The sequence below is a fragment of the Shewanella sp. MTB7 genome (assembly GCF_027571385.1).
Taxonomy (GTDB): domain Bacteria; phylum Pseudomonadota; class Gammaproteobacteria; order Enterobacterales; family Shewanellaceae; genus Shewanella.
Genome location: NZ_CP085636.1, coordinates 129,854 through 151,705 on the forward strand (window position 1 = coordinate 129,854; position 21,852 = coordinate 151,705).

The window sequence follows — 21,852 nt, forward strand, 5'->3', positions numbered from 1 at the left end:
TATTATGGCACGTTTTTTTATTGACCGCCCTATATTCGCATGGGTTATAGCCATTATCATTATGCTCGCTGGGATATTGTCAATTTTCATATTGCCAGTGTCCCAGTATCCAAGCATTGCACCACCAACTGTGGTGATCACAGCGACTTATCCAGGAGCTTCAGCTAAGACCGTTGAAGATTCGGTGACTCAGGTTATCGAAGAGCGCATGACGGGTATCGACAACATGCGCTATTTTTCCTCAACCAGTGACAGTTTCGGTAATGGCATAGTCACACTGACTTTTAATGCTGGAACTGATCCTGATATTGCTCAAGTTCAGGTGCAAAATAAGCTGCAGTTAGCCATGCCATTGCTGCCTCAGGAGGTTCAGGCTCAAGGTGTTAAAGTCAATAAGTCGAGCGCTGGCTTTTTGATGGTGATCGGTTTTGTGTCTCAGGACGGATCATTAAATAAGAATGATATTGCCGATTATGTAGGGACTAACGTTCAAAATCCCATGAGCCGTGTTACTGGCGTTGGTGAGATTGAGATGTTTGGTGCTCAGTATGCGATGCGTATCTGGCTTGATCCTCTGAAATTGACCCAATATAACCTGACGAGTATCGATGTTATGTCATCGATCAGAGAGCAGAATGCTCAGGTCTCAGCAGGTCAACTTGGTGGTGTTCCGTCTTTGCCTGGTCAGCAGTTAAATGCGACCGTTTCAGCTCAGAGTCGTTTGAGTACGGTTGAGCAGTTTCAAAAAATAATTGTCAAATCAGATACGTCAGGCGCAATAGTTCTTCTTTCAGATGTGGCTCGTGTAGAACTGGGGGCGGAGAGTTATGCGGTTGAGTCATTCTATAATGGTCGCCCAGCTGCGGGTCTTGCTATTAAGATTGCAACCGGTGCTAACGCATTGGCGACAGCAACTGCTGTTCGCGAAAAGATTGATGAGCTAAAACCCTTCTTCCCTGAAGGACTTGAAGTGGTTTATCCCTACGATACGACGCCATTTGTTGAGAAGTCTATCGAAGGGGTTGTGCACACCTTGCTGGAAGCAGTGGCTTTGGTGTTCGTCATCATGTACCTGTTCTTGCAGAACTTCCGTGCAACCTTAATTCCTACCATTGCTGTACCTGTGGTTTTGCTGGGTACATTTGCGATTCTTAATGTCACAGGTTACTCGATTAACACCTTGACCATGTTCGCCATGGTATTGGCTATCGGTTTGCTGGTGGATGACGCCATCGTGGTGGTGGAAAACGTTGAACGCGTGATGCAAGAGGAGGGACTGAGTCCTATTGAGGCGACAAAAAAATCGATGGATCAGATCACCAGTGCCCTTGTCGGTATTGGTTTGACCTTGTCGGCAGTATTTGTCCCTATGGCCTTTATGTCGGGTTCAACCGGTATTATTTACCGTCAGTTTTCGATCACAATTGTCGCGGCTATGGCATTGTCAGTCATGGTTGCTATCATACTGACTCCTGCGTTATGTGCGACGATGCTCAAACCAATTCCTAAAGGTGGAAGCCATGCTACAACAGGTTTCTTTGGTTGGTTTAACCGTAGTTTCGACAAAATGACTTCACGTTATGAAGCCAGTGTCGCGTCGATGATCAAGCGTACTGGTCGTGTGATGCTAGTTTATCTAGCCTTGACGATTGCAGTAGGTTGGATTTTCATGCGCATGCCAACGGCCTTCTTGCCTAATGAAGATCAGGGCATCATGTTTACCCAAGCCATCTTACCAGTGAACTCGACCCAAGAGAGCACGGCGAAAGTGATGGAAGAGGTGACCGACTACTATCTAAATAAAGAGGGCGAGAATGTAAGTTCTGTATTTAGTGTCTCTGGTTTCAGTTTCGCTGGTAGTGGTCAGAACATGGGTATGGCTTTTATCAGCTTGAAACCTTGGTCTGAGCGCGAAGGAGTAGGTCAAGGGGTGCAAGATGTAGCTGCTCGCGCCATGGGCACATTCATGTCATGGAGCAATGCTATTGTGGTTGCTTTTGTTCCCCCAGCTGTGATTGAGTTGGGAACGGCGAATGGTTTTGATATGTATCTGCAAGACCGAAATGGCCAAGGACACGAACAACTAGTTCAAGCTCGTAATGAACTCTTAGGTATGGCGGCTCAAAATCCTAATCTAGTGGGCGTACGTCCAAACGGTCAGGATGATGCACCTATGTATCAGATTTCGATCGACCAAGCTAAGATTAGAGCCCTAGGCATAGATATTAATGCGGTTAATAGCGTGTTAGGTACTGCCTGGGGGGGATCCTACGTCAACGACTTTATTGATCGTGGTCGCGTGAAGAAAGTTTATGTACAAGGTGATGCTAAGTATCGGATGCAAGCTGAAGACCTTGATTCTTGGTATGTGCGAAACAACCTAGGTGAGATGGTACCATTTTCTGCTTTTGCGACTGGTAAATGGGAATATGCCTCGCCTCGTCTAGAGCGATTTAATGGATTACCCGCCATGAACATTCAAGGAAGTACAGCGCCAGGTTACAGTACTGGAGCTGCGATGGATGATATGGAAGCCATGGTGAAGAAGTTGCCTACAGGATTTGGTGTTGAGTGGAACGGTTTATCCTATGAGGAACGTCTCTCGGGTAATCAGGCTCCTATGCTATATGCCTTATCTGTATTGGTTGTATTTCTGGTACTTGCGGCGCTATACGAGAGTTGGTCTGTACCATTCTCGGTGATCTTAGTGATCCCACTGGGTATTATTGGTGCGCTTATTGCCATGAATGCGCGTGGTCTGCCTAATGACGTATTCTTCCAAGTTGGTCTACTGACAACGGTCGGTCTGGCGACTAAGAATGCTATCTTGATTGTAGAATTCGCGAAAGAGTTCTACGAGAAAGGGGCTGGACTGGTAGAGGCCACTTTGCACGCCGTTCGTGTTCGTTTGCGTCCTATCTTGATGACGTCACTCGCTTTTGGTCTAGGTGTAGTACCATTAGCCATCAGTACTGGTGTCGGTTCTGGTAGCCAAAATGCTATCGGTACTGGCGTACTTGGCGGCATGATGAGCTCGACCTTTATTGGTATTTTCTTTATCCCAATCTTCTTCGTTGTGGTTGAGCGTATCTTCAGTAAACGTGAGCAGAAAAAGAAAGTTAAAGCTGAGACATCACCTGAATAAAGAGGTCAGTCAGTTTTGATATGAAAGCCCGGCATTCGTCGGGCTTTTTGTTGGTTTAAATTCATTGGTATTTACATTGAAATGTGCACTCTGCCAGTGAAAAAATCTCCTCACTTTCATCTTTCAATAATCTTTATAAAGACTTATACATCAGCTATTCACTTAAGACCTCCTATAATATAACTAATGAGTTGGTTTTCTTTTGATATTTTTCTTCAGGAGGAGGGCTATGATTAGTCGTAGAAACTTAAAGCAGGAACATGAGCTCGCTGTGTTGAACTCTTTTGCTGAGCATTTAAAAATGGAGGGGAAATCACTCGAAATTCTGGAGCAACCAGATCCACCTGAAGCTATTGTTAATATAAATAAAATTAAAACGTGGATTGAAATTACTGACGCTTTTTTAGATCAGGAGCATGCCCGTAGCTTGATGAGCAGTATTGCCGATGAGGTGCCTCATATTGTCGATGAGACAAGAGTGGAGGATGAGATTAAGCCTGATTTTCAATCTGTGGTTCATGGGGTTATTGCTAAGAAATATGATAAAAAAACAATGCTGCAAACCCATAGCACATTTGGTCGAGGGATCTTACTGGTAGGCATCTTTACGCCCTTTAATTCTGCTAGTGGCATTGCTCTTGAGGAGAGGGAAAACATACGCGAGTTGGTAGACAATAAGTCGATGGCTATTTTCGATAAAATTTATGTCTATGACGGTACCCTAGAGCACAAATTTTACCTATTATTTGAGTTGATTTAGTCAGTTAGGTTGGCAACATTGCTCGGGAAATCAGATTTCCCGAGCAATGTTTATATCTTAAGGTGTGTAATAAGTCGCTGCACCAGGTCCTACAGGAAGGCCTAGAACGAACACCCAAAGGAAAAAGAAGCAGGTCCAACCGATAAAGAACACGATGGAATAAGGCAACATGGTGGCGATTAGGGTGCCTATTCCTAAATTTTTCTTATATTGGGAGGCGACCGCTAAAATCAGGCCGAAGTAACTCATCATAGGTGTGATGAGGTTAGTGACGGAATCTCCGATCCGATAAGCCGCCTGAATGGTTTCAGGTGCATAACCTACCAACATCAACATCGGCACGAAAATCGGTGCAGTAACGGCCCACTGAGCCGAAGCGCTGCCTAGCATCAAGTTGATAACGCCACACATCATGATAAAGAGCACAAATACCAATGGGCCGGTAAGGCCGATGGCGCTTAGGGCATCAGCACCTGACACTGCCAGTACAGCTCCCAAATTGGTCCACTTAAAAAAGGCAACAAACTGTGAAGCAAAGAAAACGAGCACAATATACATGCCCATGGAGCTCATGCTGTTGGACATGGCATCAATAACATCTTTATCGCACTTCATGGTGCCAACGACTTTACCGTAAACTAATCCTGGAATTGCAAAGCAGATAAAGATAAAGGCGACAATTCCCTTAAGGAAAGGTGAGCCTGCAACCAGACCTGTTTCCTGATTTCTAAGGGGGCCACTCTCAGGTATGACGGTTAGCGCCAGTAGTACTGATAAGATCAATATCGAGATCCCCGCGGCTTTTAAGCCTCTTTTCTCAAGTTGAGTGACCTTATCCATAGACTGGTTCGATAGGTCGATATTGGCTTCATTTGGATCATATTTTCCCAGTTTAGGTTCGACAATCTTTTCGGTGACTAATGCGCCTAAACCTGTGATAAGGAAAGTTGACGCAAACATGAAGTACCAATTTGCCTCTGGACCCACTAAGTAATCTGGATCGATCATCTGTGCGGCGGCTTCAGTGATCCCTGACAGCAAAGGATCGACGGTACCTAGCAACAAGTTGGCACTATAGCCACCTGATACTCCAGCAAATGCAGCCGCAAGGCCGGCCAATGGGTGACGCCCAAGGGAGTGAAATATTAGCGCGGCCATAGGGATGAGCACTACATAGCCCAGCTCTGAGGCGGTATTAGATACGATACCTGCAAATACAATGGTTAAGGTGACAAGTCGCTTAGATGCGCCCATGACCAGTAAGCGCATTGCTGCCGATAACATGCCTGAACGTTCGGCAACTCCGACTCCGAGCAGTGCGACTAGTACTGTGCCTAGAGGTGTAAATCCGGTGAAGTTGGTGACTAGATTAGAGACTATCATTCTCAATCCTTCACCGTTCATTAAGCTGACTACATGGATAAGACCATCTTCGCTTCGTCCCGATGAACCTACAGGTCTTGGATCGACCACGGTAAGTTCAAAATAGCCGGCAATGCCGCTTATCACTATGACGGCCATGCATAACATGGCGAAAAGTGTAATGGGGTGAGGAAGTAAATTACCTAGACGTTCGACAACATTAAGAAAACTGACAAACCAGCCGCTTTGTTTCTCTGGAGAACCCGGAGAGTGGTGAGGCGAAGCCACGCTCTCGTCTTTATTCAATCCCATTTATTATCCTTTCAATTTTTGTTTTTCGCCGTCTTTGGACTAACCAGTGTTAGTTGCGGCTTTTTTATTTAGGCTCGGAATTTCCGAGTGGACCATCCATAGTGTCCTAGAAGCTTTAATTCAAACTTAATTTGGCTTAAAAGTGGGCGTTGTAGCGAGGATAATAATGATTATTCAGGTTTACTGTTTTTTTTAAACTGTTTTGGCGTCATCTCTGTTCGACGTTTAAATTCGGTATAAAAAGAGGACTTACTGTTATAACCAACTTCATAGGCAATATCGATAATACTCATCTGAGTATCTGCAAGCAACTGTTTTGCATCTTGAATCCGGTATTGATTTATCAAGTCGAAATAGTTGTCTTGGGTTTGCTGATTGATGATCTGAGACAGGTGATGGGTGCTAATATCCAGCTGATAAGCCAGTTTACCTAGAGAGAGGGTGGCATCTTTATAGATCCCACCCTCCATCAATATATTGAGATTATGCAGCACTTCTTTCGCTAAGCTGGTGGTTACTGATGAGCGGTATTGCTTATGGGGCCCATCAGTCCGTGGATCATTTATCTTTTCCTGAGGTTTTTTAGGCAGTAACTTATGCAGGGCATCATCTGAGATTAACTTTTTACCCAGTACCGGTAGATAGTAAAAAATCATGCAGCTTATTGCCGTCACAATCAACAATACGCTAGAGATCATCCAGGTAAATTGGTGTGGAAGACGGAACAGAAAAAACAGAAAAATCACCATAAAGCTGAGGCTAATGCCTAGAAATGCACGCTTGAGTTTACTCATCTCTCTGAGGACATCTTGTTTCTTATTATTTAGCTCAATATGCAGCTCTTGCCAGCTCAAATAGAGGTAAATCAGACCTAAGGTGCTGATGAACAATAAGCGGGAAAAGCGGATCGGTGTCATGGACAGTGGCCAGGAGACGGCTTCTCCGGCATAAATCTGCGAGAAAAAATGGGCTTTACCCATTTCATCTAAAAGGTTGTAGGGCATCATGATCGCGAGATAGATAAGGGGGATTAGCAGGTGCTTAGTATTCTGCCATTGAAACTCATCATTTAGGCCGACACTGGCTTTAAAATAGAGGTAAAAAAAGATTGGAACAGAAACAGATAAGGGGCCAGAAACTGAAATGATATAGAGAAAACTTCCTCCCTCTTCAAAAATAGCTAACTCGATCATTAAGCTAATTAAGCCCACCAACATCAAGGAGAAACAGAGCCGAGCTTTGGCATTCTGGTGGGGAGTGGTAGCCACATATCCCATCATAAACACGCTCATTCCCATAGCGATAAGCAATAAGATTGTCATTAACTGCATGGCTTTCCTCTGCTGTGCCTATAAAGATGATAAGTGGGTGGTGTTACTGTAATTTAACAAATTAAAACTAAAAATTAGGCTGCCAATTATAAATAACTGATTTTATTTGTAAATCAAAAAGTCCGAACGGGTCGGGACGGTCGAGTTAATCCAAGTTAGATAATAAAGTAACAAATGGTTATCAAACCGTGAACTTTTGATTAGATGAAATAGTGTAGCCAATCGGTTCTTACCTAGCGGAAGCTACTAGAGGTTTAATTGTGATGAAAAATAATAATAAACAGAGATACCTTACACCTATCGCACTGGCGTTATCATTTGCGCTAGCCGGCTGTAATAGCAGTGACAGTGATCCGGAAGAGGAAGTAGTATTACCGAGCAGTGCCAAAATTGAATATACCTCCTTCGGAGTTCCCCATATCACAGCATCAGATTTCCGCTCTCTGGGTTATGGACAGGCCTATGCCCATGCGCAAGAAAACATGTGCACTTTGGCTGAGCAGATCATTGAAGTGCGGGGGGAGCGAGCACTGACATTTGGTGCAGGAAGCAACAGTGCAAACGTGCTCACAGACTTTGGTACAAAGGCGTTAAACATCTATAGCGATGCAGAAGCAGCACTGGATTCTATGACCGATGAGCAGATGGATCTTCTGTCTGGCTATGCGGCTGGATTTAATCAGGCAGTACAGGATAAAGCGGGAGCACAAAACTACCCTTCGCCTTGTCGTGGTGCTGATTGGGTTCCTGAAATTTCAGTCACTGATCTGCAGGCTTATCACCTAAAACTCGCCTTATTTGCCAGTGGTGGAGCATTAAGTCATCAAATTGCTATGGCATCGCCTATTACCAATGAGAAACCATTGGGGCAAACCTTTGATGAGATTGCCGCTCAAAATGAGGGGCTTGGCAGTAATGGTTGGGCATTGGGGCGCGATAAAACTGAATCTGGCAGTGGCATGTTGCTGTCAAATCCTCACTTTCCTTGGAGTGGTAATTTAAGATTTGTGGAGAATCATCTGCAGATCCCTGGAGAGATGAATGTTACTGGTGTTTCGTTTGTCGGTGTTCCTGGCGTGCTTATCGGTTTCAACGAGAATATAGCGTGGACGCATACTGTTTCTCAATCTAAGCGTTTCACGACTTATCGTCTAACATTGGACCCCGCCGATCCGACTCGTTATCTTTACGATGGCGAGTATAAACAGATGACAAGTCAAGATTATAGCGTCTCGATTAAGAATGAAGATGGCACCAGCTCAGAGATGAAAAAGACCCTTTATGCTTCCCATTATGGGCCTATGATTGGTTGGTTTCCTGATGGCAGCGCAGTGACCTATCGTGATGCAAACCTTAATAACGGCAATATGGTTAGTCAGTGGTTTGCTATGGGACGTGCCAACTCTATCGAGGAGTTTGAGGAAGCATTTGAGACCTATCAGGGGATCCCTTGGGTAAACACCATGGCCACTGATAATAAAGGCAATGCCTTTTATATCGATGGTTCAAGAGCACCTAACCTAAACTCTTTTGCGGCAATTCTAGTAAAGGATTTTGTTAATAACGATCCTGTGGGCAAGGCCTTGTGGCAAGGTGGTCGGGGTCAATTAGTGTTAGATGGCAGTATGTCATTGTTTGAATGGGTTGATACTGGTACAACGCCGATCCCCGGCGTCGTACCATTCGAACGAGCACCAAAAATTCTGCGTAGTGATTACGTGTTTAATGCCAACAGTAGCCATTGGTTAACTCATGCAGAAGAACCACTAAAGGGATATTCTATTGTTTATGGGCCAGAGCAGACGGTTCGTAGCCCAAGAACACGTATGAATGCCATTATGCTAGAGGAGCACTCTACACAAGGGATCTCAGGCGCTGATGGTAAATTCAATATCGATGAACTTAAGAGTGTGGTTACGAGTGAGCGGGGCTTGTTGTCTGAAATACTTAAAGCGCAAGTGATTGAACGTTGTAATGGCGTAACCAATATTACGCTGGAAAGTTCTGATGTGGTCGATATCTCCGCAGCGTGCGATACCCTATCGAACTGGGATGGTTTATATCGTAATGAGAGTCAGGGCGCACACGTCTTCAGAGAGTTCTTAAAGGTATTTGATGTCGGTGGCGAACAGGTATTGAGTGATAGCCTATTTAGTCAGGCATTCGATGTTAGAAAGCCTGTTACGACCCCGTCACAGTTAATGAAGCATGATGGAACCGTTAATAGCGATCCTGTATTACAGGCACTAGCCGGTACTGTTCAGCACCTTGCCAGCGTTAATATCCCATTAGCGGCACCATTAGGCAGTATTCAATATCATATGAAAAATGATGAGAAGCTTGCCATTCCTGGTGGTGGCACTATCGATGGGGTGTTTAATATCAATACAGGTAGTAGTGCTAAGGTCCCGAGTTATGGATACCCCGTGTTCCATGGTGCGAGTTGGTTGATGGCACTGGAGTTTACTGAGTCCGGTCCTAAAGCTGAGGCTTTCTTAACTTATGGCCAGTCCCATGATCCGGAATCTGAGCACTTTGTTGATCAAACGCGTTTATTCTCTAAAGGAGAGTGGCGTCCAGTGGTCTTTACCGCTGAGCAGATACAGGCAGATTTAGTCGACACTATCGAGTTAACGCTTGATTAGGAGTGAGCGTTAGGTAAAAAAATGGACTCATGTCTGGTAAACATGAGTCCGAAAGGGATTATGGTTGAGCGGCTAATCTTTAGGGAGTTCCTGAAGGTTAGTTATTTGGTTCGAACCTAATATAACGATTGATTGCTGTACCTCTGCTGAATAATGCTACAAAAGCGAAAACTAATCCTTACTCCAGCAAATATTTCCCCTCTAGTAAGCATTTAAGTAGGTTTAGTTCGAGATAATCGTTAAGAAGTTGATCTTTATTTGAGGTGTTGTTCATTTTTTACCGTTTTAATTTTATGCTTAGTTCTATTTTTAACAATGGCTTATATTACAAATCACTCATAAATATATTTTAAATCGTATTTAGACGCTTTAATTACAAAATTAACATTATCCTCTTCATTACATCGAGTTTAAATTGGTGTTAAACGACTTTTGAGAGTTAGTTCTATGAAATGTGCACAATTTACACCCATTTGTTTAGAATTTTCATGTAGATAAATATCTGGAAATAGAGCAAAAAATAGGTGATGTTAGGGGGTTAAGAGATGAGCTTGATACGAAGTAATAATTAGAACAATTAAGGACATAATATGGATGGAGTGTTATTAGGTTTAGGCCTGATTATTATTATTGCCTACCTTTGGTACGTTAGTCTGGTTAAAAAACGTAATGCGGGTCGTGAAGCACTGTCAGGGGTAGATGTACAACTGAAGAAAAGAGCTAATATTGTTCCGAATATTTTAATTATTGCAAAGAAATTTATGGAGCATGAAAAGTCACTGCTTACCGAGATCACTGAATTAAGAACCCAAGTAACTAACAGCTATAACAAGGGCGATGCCGCTGAGATTAAACAGCATCTTGCCGCTGCTGAACGTCTAAACAGTAAGATGGGGCAGCTAATGGTAACGGTTGAGAACTATCCTGAATTAAAGTCTGACAATACTATGCTACAGGCTATGCAGACCTATAATGAGGTTGAGGCACATATCTCAGCCGCACGTCGTTTCTATAACTCGGCGGTGACCGAGCTGAATAATGCGGTGGAGATTTTCCCCGGTTCAATTATCGCTTCGATGGCGAATATTAAAGTTATGCCTTTTTACGAGGCTGACGAGGCGGATAAAGCTTCAGTGAATGCTGACGATTATCTAAATTAAATTAATTTAATGAATATTATAAGCTTCATTTTTGGCGCTCCCATCAAGCCTAAGCGTCAATCTAAGCCCTTGGTTGCTGTTGACGATGAATTATCGTCACTGCAGGTACATTATGATGAATATATTGAGCCGTTAACACGTAAGTTTGAAAATCGGCGAGTGGCGACATTAAAAACTCTTAGGCAGCGTTTCTACATGAGTCTTGCTATCTTCTTAGGGATATTTTTTGTCTCTATTTTGATTGATCGTCAGCAGAGATTAATGATCCCTTGGGTGTTTTTTTTACTCCCCCTTATCCCGCTTGTCTGGTGGTCATTTAGACCCGTTTCACGTTATAAATCTGATGTAAAAGAGCGTGTTTATCCTAAGATTTTTCGTTATTTCGGTGACGACTTTATCTTTAGTCCAACCGACAGCATGAATTTGTCGACACTAAAACGTTCTAAGTTGCTTCCAAGTTATGATGATGCCAATTTTGAGGACTATGTTCAGGGAACGTATAAAGGGATTGAAATTGCGATTAATGAGCTTGAGTTAACCAAAGAGGTGAAGCGAAATAAGCGTCACGAGAGTCAAAGGGTGTTTAAAGGTGTGATGGTACAGTTAAGCTGCCACAAAAAATTCATCGGCCACACGGTAGTGGTAAAAACTCGCGGTGGTTTTATCAATTTTATCTCCGACTCTTTTAAGAGCTTATCGCGAGCAAAGCTTGAAGATGTTAGGTTTGAAAAACAATTTGATGTGTTTTCTTCTGATCAAATAGAAGCTAGATTTTTGTTAACTGTGACCTTTATGGAGCGACTTCAGGAGCTTGCTAGCTGTTTTTCAGGCAAGATACAGTGTGCATTTTACGAGGATAAATTGCTTATCATGTTGGCAAGCAGTGAGAATCGGTTTGAGTTAGGTTCTATCTTTAATGGTGCAACCTTTGAATATGAGTTTAGCCAGATAAATAAAGAGATGCGACAACTCTTTGCTATGATTGAAGTACTCAAACTCGATGAATATACGGGCTTATAGATGATATTAGAGCGCAACGAGAAAGGGCGATATGGCCTCATGCTTGTGTTATCATTTTTCTCTATTCCCCTACTCAGCGTTACTGTCCAAGCTGATGACAAACCCCATTATAAAGCGAGTCGTTCTGCTAGTGGACTGGCGATCACAGGTCAAGCGGTAGCGAAAAACACTGAGATTGTTGAAAAAAAAACCTTGAATAACGCTAGTGCACTAAAGGTGAAGCAAGCTCTTTCTCGCGCCAATAACCTAGCGAGTTTAGGCCGTCTACCCCCCCATAAAGTATCTGGGCATATGTTGGATAACAGTAGTGCTTCAACACAATATACTTTAGAAACAACGGCTGATGACCGAGTCAAAGTGTATCAGTATCAAGATAACAATGGCGTTGTTGTATTTACCGACCATGCCCCAGGATCGCGTGAGTATCAGGTGATCCTTTATGACTGTTATGCCTGCAGACCAGACTCAGATCTTGATTGGAAAAAGATGCCGCTGTATTCGAAACGTTTCGATGATCTTATACAGCGTGCCGCAAAAAATTATCAGCTGGAGCCAGCTTTGATCCGAGCGGTTATCCACGCAGAATCGGCTTTCGATATCTACGCTATCTCTAAAACCGGTGCTATGGGTTTGATGCAGCTAATGCCCGATACCGCAAAAGAGCTTGGAGTGAAAGATGCCTTTAAACCTGCACAGAATATTGATGGCGGAGCGAAATACCTGGCGAAGATGCTTTCGCAGTTCAATGGCGATATTGAACTGGCCTGCGCCGCTTATAACGCAGGCCCCACCACTGTCACTCAATACCAAGGAATTCCACCCTATCCAGAGACCATAGCCTATGTAGAGCGGGTTAAGATACTGCTTAAGCGTTATCAACAGTTAGGTTGAGGGATCTAACCCCACCATACTTTATGTATTATGCCGCACTCAACCTCTGATGAGTCTCCGAATTTATGGCTGAATTCAGATGTTTCCACACCATAGGCGCAACAATTAAAAACAACGCGACATTCGATAGAGGTAATGCAAGCCAGACTCCTGTGACACCTAACCATTTAGGTAGAAAATAGAGGAAAGGCAGTTGGATCATCATATTTGCTACGGATATAAAGAGTGATTTTCCGCCCTGATTCACAGCCATAAAATACATGATGGACAATACGATAAAGCCATCTAAGTACATCGCAAAAAGATGCAGTTGAATGCCTGTGATCGTCTCTTTGAGCAGGACGGGATCGTCACTGTTAAATAACCCTATGATGCTGTTTGGAAATATATTTAAAATTAGTACCCAGAGTACACCCGCAGAGATAGTAACCTTAGTGGCAAGGATCACCATACGTTTGATATTCTTAGGCTGATCGGCTCCGAAGAAGAAGCTAACCGGTGGCTGCATACCTTCGCCTAGTCCTTCAGCGATAAAGTAATAGAGCACCATTAGGTATCCCACGATGGCGAATGCCCCGACGGTTAATGAAGATCCATACTCCATAAAGAGTCGATTGTGCAGAGCGAACACAAAGCTAGTGTAGAGGTACATTACTAAGCTAGAAACCCCTAACAGTAGAATCTGTCTGGCAAGCTTAGGGTTGAATTTGAACTTAGAAGCGATAAATTCAACTCTGGTTTTAGATGATAGAAAATAACCAATACCGGCAATCGAGACGGCCACTTGAGCTGAAATAGTGGCAATGGCAGCACCATGAAGTGCTAAATCAAATTTAACAATCAGTAGATAATCCAGTGCAATATTCAGACACGCACCCATTACCATTAGGCCTGTGGCGATATTGGGACTTTCATCGTTACGAATTAAGATGGGGATCGCGGTCGCTAGAATGGTAAACACTAGAGACCAGACAAAAGGCATAGTATATTGCTGCGCCATTAATAGGGTCTGCCCCGTTCCACCTTGCAGTTGTAACAAGGTATCGACACTGAAATTTAGTGCGAAAGAGCCTAATAGGCCAAAGACCAGAATGAGAATAATCGCACTGGCTAAGGTACCATTGATTACCGCTAAACTAGACTCCTTACTATCGCAGTGTTGAGCGTTCTCGCCACGATTTATCGACAGTAAACTGCCTGAGCCCATACCGATCATAAGACCAATACCAGCAAATACATAGATGATAGGCCAAGCCATATTGATGCCGGCTAAGCCTTGATAACCTACGTATTGACCAATAAAAATACCATCGACTATCTGATAAATGCCATTGACCAACATCGCTGCGACCGAAGGTATCGCGTAGCGCCAGAAGGTACGGTTGATGGAGGTTGGCATCTGATTCTTTGATGATTGATGGACGAACATAAGAGTCTACTGATATTGAAAGAGTGCCATAGAATATATTAAATTTTCGGATTGAATAAGTTAGTAAGTATCCGTTTTTCGGATAGTATAATAAATAGTTAAACAAGTTCACCATGGAGATACCAGTGAATTGGAACTTATATCAGCTTGAAGCGTTTGTGCTAGCGGTTAGGCATGGATCATTTTCAGCTGCAGCAAGAAAACTTGGACGAGCCCAGTCCAGAATAAGCACGGCGATTAGCAACCTTGAGGCTGATCTTGGTTTCGAGCTCTTTGATCGTAGTGCTAGACTCCCGGTGCTGACTCGTCACGGTGAAGATATGTATATCGAGGCTCAGGCGGTGCTGGATCAGTGTCAGCGGTTAGAGTCTCGTGCAATGACACTTGCTTCCGGTCAGGAGATCACGCTGACGGTTGCATTAGATGAAGCTGTGCCTATTAATGCTTTTGAGTCCCTGTTTGAAAAGGTATCAATAGCGTTTCCGCTGTTAAAATTAACCATCATTAATGGCTCTCAAGATGACATTAGCCTGTGGGTTGATAAAGGAAAGGCGGATATGGGGATACTGTTTCTTGTTAAAGAGCTGCCGGGATCTCTTGATTTTATGTCTATTGGGCAGTTCAGGCAGTCGCTTATTGTGTCACCGAATCATCCATTGGCTAAGTACCCAGCACCCAAAATTAAACAGTTGAATCAACATCGACAGCTGGTTATTCGAGACAGATTTGGAGGCAGCCAGGCTAAGGCCTTGTCAGCAAATCATTGGTATATCGACAGCTACTATTATATGACGGCATTGGTGATTAGAGGTGTAGGCTGGGCCTTGGTTCCCGAGCACGTGGCTAGCTCTGAATGGTACTCAGATGACATCATTGAACTCTCTACCGAATACATTCCCACTCCATTACTGGTTGAAATTGGGGTGGTTAATCGACGTGATAAGGCTTATGGTCCAGTTATGGAGTGGATCTTTTTAGAGATTGAGTCCATGTTTATATTAAATAAATAATTAATAGATTCAGCAACAAACCTTAATGTTTTGTTGTTGAAGTAGCACGTAGATTGAAGGGGATAAGGTGAAAGCATGCTAACTGGTTTGAAGCAACAACTCATTGAGCTTGAGCTCTATCTGCTTAAATCTGAAGTCAGAACCTCGGCTAAGGAGCTTGCATCCTTGATCCATGATGATTTTTTAGAGTTTGGTGGTTCAGGCACTCGCTTTGGTAAGCAGGAGATCTTATCGCAGCTTCCCTTGGTGAGGAGCCCTGAATATTGCGCCACTGATTTTGAACTAAGAATGTTAGCGCCTGATCTGGCCCAGCTCCTATATCGAGCGACCATGATTAAGCCCAATGAATTTATTACTCGTTATTCGCTGCGCAGTTCACTCTGGAAAGAGGAGGAGGGTCGGTGGCAACTGATCTTCCATCAGGGAACGTCATGTGAGGCATTTTAGCTCAAATTAAAAGAGCCAGCTTCTTAGCGGGCTCTTTTTTATCGGTTTATAGCGAAAATATTACTCAGGGACTTCGAGCTTCATTGTCACTTTGCCGCCACCTTGATTCAGTAAAGGTGACAGATACTGCAATATCTCATCAGCCTTAGTATCGAGCTGCCAAGGAGGATTAATGATCCACAGACCCGCCGCAGTCATACCAAACTCATCACTGTCTGCTTTTACCGCTTGTTCGATGCGAAGCTGATTCTTAATGCCACTTTGGGCAAGTAACTTTAACATGCCTTCGGTTTGGGCACGGTTTACCACGGGATACCAGAGCATATATACCCCAGTTGAGAACTTTTTATGAGCCTTAATGATTGCACTAGGCACATCTTGATAATCGGTTTTCATCTCGTAACTTGGGTCGATTAGGATAACGCCCCGTCGTTCACGGGGAGGAACAGCAGCGATTAGCCCCTTTAACCCATCATCTTTTACAATGCGGATATATCGGTCACCGGTGAACTGCTCTTCGAGTTGAGCGTAATCAGCACCATGAAGTTCATGCAGTACCATGCGCTCTTTTTCATAACGGTTCATATCGACAAAAGCTGGCGAGCCCGGATAGAAAGAGAGTTCCGGTTTGCCTTGGTTGAAGTGAACCACATCGGCTAGATACTCAGCTAATGGCTCTGGCAGATCCTCTTTTCCCCACAGCTTAGCGACACCCTCTAAATACTCACCTGTCTTTTGTGCAAACTGATCCGTTAGCGCATAACCACCGGCTCCGGCATGGGTATCGATATAGACGAAAGGTGTTGGTTTCTTGTGCATCAGTTTAAGCACTTGCAGTAAGACAGTGTGCTTTAATACATCGGCGTAATTGCCGGCGTGGTAGCCATGGCGATAACTTAACATTGGGTTCTATTGGCCTATAGGGTAAAGAGGAGGAGATTATATACTAACTCTGGGAGGGGATCATAATTTGAGGGTTTGTCGTTGCATCCACATGATGTTGTCGTTCACCAAGGGCAGTTGCCATACCGCAGTGTTGTCATCTTGATAAACGCGATAGAAACTGAGGCCTGCTTGGGTCAGATGTTGCTTTCTCAGTGCAAGATAGATTATTTGTGCTGTGTCGGATAGCGCATTGGGTGAAGAAAGTGTTGTCTTACTTATTTCAATGTCAAAACGCTCAACTTTACGTTGCTGCCATTTTTCTGAAGTGCGCTTAAATTGGCCACGGATCTCATAGCGAATAGGGGTGGTATAGCAGTCTTCATCAGTAATACAGGCAGCAAAATAGAAAATCCCACTATCTGGCGACAGATCGACTAGCGAAATGCGGATATCACTGCGCACCAATTTGTTATTATCAATTGAGAAATACAGGTCGCCATGATAAATCTGCTCATTTAAGTTTCCTTGATGCCGCCTTAGTTCTGGCAGATCCAATTTGTTATAGGTTTTTTGTTCCATTCGTATCTTAGTGGTCAAGAAACTCGATAAAGCGAGCTGGCCACCATGGCCTTTCTCACTACTAATATTTATCAGCTGTTTACCGCTGCACTCTTGGTGTTGTGTATCGGGACAGATAGCAAAACTGTCCATTTTGTCACTGAGTAAGGCGAAGCTGGTGAAGGTCTTAAAGGGGGCCTGCCAGTGTGGTTCGTTAGTTATTTGGTTTGCTAAGCGTTGGTTAGTCGATTCGGCTGACTTTATCTTACTGTCTGCCGCCGTAAATACGCGGATGATACCTTCAATATCGCTCAATTTACTGGTAATGAGGGTTTCATTATAGGGCGCTTGATGATGGTTAAAATAGCTATAGCTGAGCAATAATAGGCAAGCAATAACCGCCATTCCAAATAGCAGCGTCGCTTTAGATTGTGTTAACTGAGACTTACCTTTAGTTTGCCCTGTAAGGTGTAATACATAGCCGTGTCTTGGAATGGTTTTGAGCTCGACCTCTGGATAATTGACCAGTTTCTTTCTCAGTATACTGATGCATTGTTGTAAAGATGAGGGGGAGACCACCCGATCGAGCCATCCAGCGTTTAACAAAGCCTCGCGAGTGACAAGGCTTCCCTGATGTTTGAGCATCAACTGCAACACCGCTGTTTCCGCATAGCTGAGCTCAATACGTGACGAGTCTTCAGTATCAAACAGGTGTTGTTGAGTTAGGTTTAAGCTTAGCGTTGACGTTAGTTGCACTCTTGTTCTCTAGCAAGCCGAATATCTAATTCAGTATATTCTTAGGTGAGCTAGCGAGGAAATCTTTGCCAGTAAAGTTTGATCAACTTCTTGATTTCGATAAAGGTTGCCACCCAAAGCAACTGATTTGGGTGGCTTGATATATTTGCAGGGATATCAATTCTATAGGTTATGCACCCGCTTAAGGTTATCTACTGAGTGACAAACAGCACAAGCTTCAACTTGTAGCTCATTGGCCGTCACGCCAAATCGCCCCCCATTTTGCTCCATATGAGCACGTACGGCCTTGTTGATCACCAGCTTTCCGTCGGCATTTTCTTGTTTTGCATGACAGGCGTAACAGGTTGCAGAGACTGGAGAGCTATAGGCATCAACGGTAATGTCAATCGCTGGACTCGCTCTTGAATCAGGGTTGTAGTCTAAGTCGAGTGCCAATGGACGGCCTACCGCAGTTAGGCGTTCGACACCAAAGGTATCGCCTTCATGGCAACGGTAACAGTTGGCTTTGTCCGCTGGGAACTCAATATTACGCACGCCATTTTCACGATCTTGAGTTGCGCGTTGATTAGTGTGCAGAGAGTGCATCCACACTTTATGATCAGGATGACTTACCGTTAACTGTTCAACGTAATCCCAGTCGCTAGGCTTAGTATGCATCTCTCGAATCGCTTGAGTTGGTGGGGTATTCGGATTATGACAAGCTAAGCAAGGATCGATAATATCCGCAGTCGAGCTGAGGAAGCCCGGTTTACCGCTGGGCATCATAGCGCGTGCTTCGAATGGACGTACATGCTCACCCAGTTCATCGTGATCATGACCTGAGAAGCAGGTGGTATCAGCTAGCTCTTTGTTGATCTCGGTGTTGCGGCTGTGACAGCTGCGACATGCAAGTTCTGTGTTGTCATTAAATGCATCATAACCATGGCAAGTGCCGCAGGTTCTGTTGCTAACAATCACAGGACGCTTAGCTTCAGGTGCGTCGGTTAGGCCATCTTTGTTGAAGAACCAACGTTTATTCGCTTCTGCATTTTTAGTGTGACCAGCTTGGTCACAGCTGACTAAGTTCTGGGCGCTGTCGAAGCAGTAGATAAAACGGTTAGTGATGAAACCAGTATCAGCAAGTAGATCGCCAGAGAACTGGTCTTGAGTCACGACAGGCCCCATCAGATATGTGAAAACATTGGCTTCAGACTTTGCCAACGGCGTACGAGCTCGCTCACCAGCAGGGGTAATACCGTCGCTGCCATCTTGAGTAATGTCCTTCTTGTTACTCTTTACAAAAATGCTATAACCGCGGCTGGTGGTAAAATCAACCGAGGTACCCCAATTGACGTATAGCTGTAAGTTTTTAATCCAATCTGCATCGGCAGGATTATTGTTCTGTACTGTGATGCGTTGGCCTTGTCTGTCGAGTAGAGAAAAGCTGATCTCAGCAAAATACTGACCCTTTTTTTCGACGAGCTTAGCTTGTTCAAGACTGATATTAACGATGTTACGCTCATCTTCTGCTATGGCTTTTTCTGATTGACTCAAGTGCACATCATAGGTGTTTTCTGGTGAGTGACAGGTTAAGCAATTGCCATTATCAGGCTGAGTACCGTGGTCATAAACCGGGTTGCTGGTCATGTCGTGGCAGCTTGAACAAGTCTCACGAGTGGGCACTTGATTCCAGTTAGTCGCTTGTAGCTGGTTTTCGCTGCTTTCTTTGGCGTGACAAGTGGTACAGTTACCTAGGGCTTGTGGGGTAATACCTATGTGTACGGTGTGAGCCAGAACCGGCCAAACTTTAGCAGGATCTGTCATGTTATTGTTGGTGTGGCAACTGGCGCAGTTTTCAATCTTGTCCCCACCATGTTTAATTGAAGTAATATCATCATGACAACTTAAGCAAGATTCGCTATTAATGATGCCTCGGTTATCAGTGATTTCACTACCGTCTACCTTAAAGTCGTTAATCACTTCTGATGCGGGGATATTATCTGTCTTTAACACGCTAAACAGTAAGCGTTGGGTAAATTCTCCCTTGTGCTTAACATCACCACTAACAAGTGGCGCATGCATGGTGTAGACATAACTGCCGTCCATGTTGTCGACTAAGAGGCCGTCACAACCTTTCTCTGGTGTGCAAGTTTCATTCGCTAGTTTTTGCCATTGTGAGCGCTCACCCTTTGCTTGTGGTAATAGTTGTGTTGCACTGACCTTAATGGCTGCAATTTTAACGACGGGGATAGCAAGTTCATTTTCAGCGTTAAAGCTGAAGCTCAAGATATTGTCGGTAATCGCAGTTTTATCTATCGTTAGGGTTAAGGTTTTTGCCTGCGTAGTCACATCGTTACTTGGCTTACCATCTTCACCTGCTCTACCGTCTTCACCATCTGAGCAAGCCTGCATACCCATAGAACAGGCTGCTAGCAGTGCTAGGTAACACAGTTTAGTGGTTAACTTTTTTGGGGTCATCATCATTTTTCTCTCTGCTAATGTCGCTTGATTCATCAACGACTCAAAAAAGTGTGCCTTAAGTGTTTATTTCACGATGTGAACAGCTAGCTGTTTATAGTTATATTGAAGTTTTTTAGGTGAATTTCAGTTTATTTGAGCTATTTTGAGGTGTTTTCGATGAGAAAATGACGCTAGATTAGGCCTCTGCTGGTTATTGAGTGCCATGTAGTCGATATTGTTTCTGCGTGAGGAGTGGTATCATTCGTCGGTCAGTATTCAACAATAGAGCCTAATCGTGAGCTGCATTTTCTTTAATCGACATTACCCTACACTAGAGTCTGCCTGCGAGCGCTGGGGCCTTGTATTTGACGCCAATGCTGAGTTTGAATTGGTATTTGAAAATAACTGTCTGGTGTTAAATAAACGCGATGAACCTAAGCTCAATGGGATCTGTGTTGATTTTGTTTCCGGTGCCGTAGCGCATAGACGTAAATTCGGTGGCGGACGTGGCCAGTCAATTGCCAAAGCCGTTGGACTGAAACAAGGGGTTAACCCACATGTTGTCGATGGTACTGCTGGTCTTGGTCGTGATGCGTTTGTATTGGCGAGTTTAGGTTGCAATGTGACCATGGTTGAACGTCACCCTGTAGTGGCGGCATTATTGGAAGATGGCTTGCGCCGTGCCTATGAGAGTGCTGAGATAGGTACTTGGATGCAAGAGCGTATGCGCTTGGTGCACGGCTCCAGTTTAGAGTCTGTTGCTGCATTGGGTGAGGAGGTCGATGTGGTGTACTTAGACCCCATGTATCCCCACCGTGAAAAGTCAGCTTTAGTGAAAAAAGAGATGCGCGTGTTTCAATCTTTGGTTGGCGCCGATCTTGATGCCGATGGCCTGCTAGCTCCAGCTATGGCCCTTGCCAGTAAACGTGTGGTGGTGAAACGTCCTGATTACGCCGAAGACTTAGATGGTGTGAAACCGAGTATGGTTATCGCCACTAAGAAAAATCGCTTCGATGTCTATATAAAAGCAGCTATGACGGCTTAGTTTTTTTGGTGTCTACTATTTTTAGACTGTTAACAAGCGCGTTAGCTTATTTCGAGAGAATTATGACATTATCGAATAAACAAAATGGTGTGTTCAAAGGCATGGCATCGGCAATGCTGATTTCAATAATTGTAATTATTGCCTCAATTGCCTTCGATCCATTGAATTATTCTGATATGAGCCAATTATCAGAAAGGTTAACTGTCTTAGGGGTATCTTTAATCTTACCAACGTCATTTTTAATTGCTTCAATTGGAAGGCTGGCAAAATTTAGATTCTTTAGCCCAGAAGATATTGATGGTAGTGGGCTAACATCAGGTACTAGTGAAGCTGTAGTATTACAAAGCTTGCTTCAAAATACACTAGAACAAATAGTAATTACGTATGGTGTATATACGGCTTGGAGTTTGTTAATGCCGACTTCTTGGCTATCCGTTGTTCCTTTGTGTTCAGTATTATTCGCTATTGGACGTATATTCTTTTTTAAAGGTTATAGTCATGGCGCTCCAGCAAGAGCTTTCGGGTTTGCATTAACATTTTATTCAACCGTATTGATGTTCTTAGTGCTTGTAGTGTATCAATTAATGGTAGTTATAAGCTAATAGATGTATGAACTCCACCATCATACTAACTAATTTAAGATGGCTCTAATGAAAA

16 protein-coding genes are annotated in these 21,852 nt (G+C 43.8%); 10 read left to right on the forward strand and 6 right to left on the reverse strand.

What is annotated here, in order from left to right; translation table 11 throughout:
- Positions 1–4: 4 nt before the first annotated feature.
- Together HWQ47_RS00600 and HWQ47_RS00605 are read left to right on the forward strand one after the other, a co-directional pair.
- Complete coding sequence (locus HWQ47_RS00600) at positions 5–3,145, forward strand: efflux RND transporter permease subunit (RefSeq protein ID WP_269969288.1); 3,141 nt, start codon at positions 5–7, stop codon at positions 3,143–3,145.
- A gap of 229 nt (positions 3,146–3,374) precedes the next feature.
- Positions 3,375–3,905 carry a hypothetical protein gene (locus HWQ47_RS00605; RefSeq protein ID WP_269969289.1) on the forward strand — a complete coding sequence of 177 codons (531 nt, stop codon included), beginning with the start codon at positions 3,375–3,377 and terminating at the stop codon, positions 3,903–3,905.
- A 57-nt stretch (positions 3,906–3,962) separates the two neighbouring features.
- Here HWQ47_RS00605 and HWQ47_RS00610 read toward each other — a convergent pair whose 3' ends face one another.
- Complete coding sequence (locus HWQ47_RS00610) at positions 3,963–5,579, reverse strand: AbgT family transporter (protein WP_269969290.1); 1,617 nt, start codon at positions 5,577–5,579, stop codon at positions 3,963–3,965.
- Between the two features lie 170 nt (positions 5,580–5,749).
- Complete coding sequence (locus HWQ47_RS00615; RefSeq protein ID WP_269969291.1) at positions 5,750–6,910, reverse strand: helix-turn-helix domain-containing protein; 1,161 nt, start codon at positions 6,908–6,910, stop codon at positions 5,750–5,752.
- A 263-nt stretch (positions 6,911–7,173) separates the two neighbouring features.
- Between HWQ47_RS00615 and HWQ47_RS00620 the strand changes: the two genes are divergently transcribed.
- From HWQ47_RS00620 to HWQ47_RS00635, 4 genes are all read left to right on the forward strand, one after another.
- Positions 7,174–9,555: an acylase gene (locus tag HWQ47_RS00620; protein WP_269969292.1), complete on the forward strand. Its 2,382-nt coding sequence runs from the start codon at positions 7,174–7,176 to the stop codon at positions 9,553–9,555.
- A gap of 590 nt (positions 9,556–10,145) precedes the next feature.
- Entirely contained in the window at positions 10,146–10,715 is a 570-nt protein-coding gene (locus HWQ47_RS00625) for a LemA family protein (RefSeq protein ID WP_269969293.1), read from the forward strand.
- Positions 10,716–10,724: 9 nt separating this feature from the next.
- A complete protein-coding gene (locus tag HWQ47_RS00630; protein WP_269969294.1) occupies positions 10,725–11,735 on the forward strand; it encodes a DUF3137 domain-containing protein in 1,011 nt (336 codons plus the stop codon).
- A gap of 39 nt (positions 11,736–11,774) precedes the next feature.
- A complete protein-coding gene (locus HWQ47_RS00635; protein ID WP_269969295.1) occupies positions 11,775–12,626 on the forward strand; it encodes a lytic transglycosylase domain-containing protein in 852 nt (283 codons plus the stop codon).
- A gap of 28 nt (positions 12,627–12,654) precedes the next feature.
- Here HWQ47_RS00635 and HWQ47_RS00640 read toward each other — a convergent pair whose 3' ends face one another.
- A complete protein-coding gene (locus HWQ47_RS00640; RefSeq protein ID WP_269969296.1) occupies positions 12,655–14,025 on the reverse strand; it encodes an MATE family efflux transporter in 1,371 nt (456 codons plus the stop codon).
- 155 nt (positions 14,026–14,180) lie between these two features.
- Here HWQ47_RS00640 and HWQ47_RS00645 point away from each other — a divergent pair, with 155 nt between their 5' ends.
- Together HWQ47_RS00645 and HWQ47_RS00650 are read left to right on the forward strand one after the other, a co-directional pair.
- A complete protein-coding gene (locus tag HWQ47_RS00645; protein WP_269969297.1) occupies positions 14,181–15,065 on the forward strand; it encodes a LysR family transcriptional regulator in 885 nt (294 codons plus the stop codon).
- A 75-nt stretch (positions 15,066–15,140) separates the two neighbouring features.
- A complete protein-coding gene (locus HWQ47_RS00650; protein WP_269969298.1) occupies positions 15,141–15,512 on the forward strand; it encodes a nuclear transport factor 2 family protein in 372 nt (123 codons plus the stop codon).
- 60 nt (positions 15,513–15,572) lie between these two features.
- Here the strand turns inward: HWQ47_RS00650 and HWQ47_RS00655 are convergent, their stop codons facing one another.
- From HWQ47_RS00655 to HWQ47_RS00665, 3 genes are all read right to left on the reverse strand, one after another.
- Positions 15,573–16,415 carry a 23S rRNA (adenine(2030)-N(6))-methyltransferase RlmJ gene (locus HWQ47_RS00655; RefSeq protein ID WP_269969299.1) on the reverse strand — a complete coding sequence of 281 codons (843 nt, stop codon included), beginning with the start codon at positions 16,413–16,415 and terminating at the stop codon, positions 15,573–15,575.
- Positions 16,416–16,475: 60 nt separating this feature from the next.
- Positions 16,476–17,711 carry a winged helix-turn-helix domain-containing protein gene (locus HWQ47_RS00660; RefSeq protein ID WP_269969300.1) on the reverse strand — a complete coding sequence of 412 codons (1,236 nt, stop codon included), beginning with the start codon at positions 17,709–17,711 and terminating at the stop codon, positions 16,476–16,478.
- Between the two features lie 162 nt (positions 17,712–17,873).
- A complete protein-coding gene (locus tag HWQ47_RS00665) occupies positions 17,874–20,204 on the reverse strand; it encodes a multiheme c-type cytochrome (RefSeq protein ID WP_269969301.1) in 2,331 nt (776 codons plus the stop codon).
- 241 nt (positions 20,205–20,445) lie between these two features.
- On the opposite strand from HWQ47_RS00665, the gene HWQ47_RS00670 reads away from it, so the two are divergent.
- Both HWQ47_RS00670 and HWQ47_RS00675 read left to right on the forward strand, forming a co-directional pair.
- Entirely contained in the window at positions 20,446–21,195 is a 750-nt protein-coding gene (locus HWQ47_RS00670) for a class I SAM-dependent methyltransferase (RefSeq protein ID WP_269969302.1), read from the forward strand.
- A 62-nt stretch (positions 21,196–21,257) separates the two neighbouring features.
- Entirely contained in the window at positions 21,258–21,797 is a 540-nt protein-coding gene (locus HWQ47_RS00675; RefSeq protein ID WP_269969303.1) for an MAPEG family protein, read from the forward strand.
- Positions 21,798–21,852 lie beyond the last annotated feature (55 nt).

Bases quoted from the DNA above. Each gene is read 5' to 3' on its own strand.
- HWQ47_RS00635 (WP_269969295.1), top strand. From the start codon at position 11,775: ATGCTTGTGTTATCATTTTTCTCTATTCCCCTACTCAGCGTTACTGTC.
- HWQ47_RS00610 (WP_269969290.1), bottom strand. From the start codon at position 5,579: ATGGGATTGAATAAAGACGAGAGCGTGGCTTCGCCTCACCACTCTCCG.
- HWQ47_RS00625 (WP_269969293.1), top strand. From the start codon at position 10,146: ATGGATGGAGTGTTATTAGGTTTAGGCCTGATTATTATTATTGCCTAC.
- HWQ47_RS00655 (WP_269969299.1), bottom strand. From the start codon at position 16,415: ATGTTAAGTTATCGCCATGGCTACCACGCCGGCAATTACGCCGATGTA.
- HWQ47_RS00665 (WP_269969301.1), bottom strand. From the start codon at position 20,204: ATGAATCAAGCGACATTAGCAGAGAGAAAAATGATGATGACCCCAAAA.
- HWQ47_RS00630 (WP_269969294.1), top strand. From the start codon at position 10,725: ATGAATATTATAAGCTTCATTTTTGGCGCTCCCATCAAGCCTAAGCGT.
- HWQ47_RS00650 (WP_269969298.1), top strand. From the start codon at position 15,141: ATGCTAACTGGTTTGAAGCAACAACTCATTGAGCTTGAGCTCTATCTG.
- HWQ47_RS00620 (WP_269969292.1), top strand. From the start codon at position 7,174: ATGAAAAATAATAATAAACAGAGATACCTTACACCTATCGCACTGGCG.
- HWQ47_RS00615 (WP_269969291.1), bottom strand. From the start codon at position 6,910: ATGCAGTTAATGACAATCTTATTGCTTATCGCTATGGGAATGAGCGTG.
- HWQ47_RS00600 (WP_269969288.1), top strand. From the start codon at position 5: ATGGCACGTTTTTTTATTGACCGCCCTATATTCGCATGGGTTATAGCC.
- HWQ47_RS00640 (WP_269969296.1), bottom strand. From the start codon at position 14,025: ATGCCAACCTCCATCAACCGTACCTTCTGGCGCTACGCGATACCTTCG.
- HWQ47_RS00605 (WP_269969289.1), top strand. From the start codon at position 3,375: ATGATTAGTCGTAGAAACTTAAAGCAGGAACATGAGCTCGCTGTGTTG.
- HWQ47_RS00675 (WP_269969303.1), top strand. From the start codon at position 21,258: ATGACATTATCGAATAAACAAAATGGTGTGTTCAAAGGCATGGCATCG.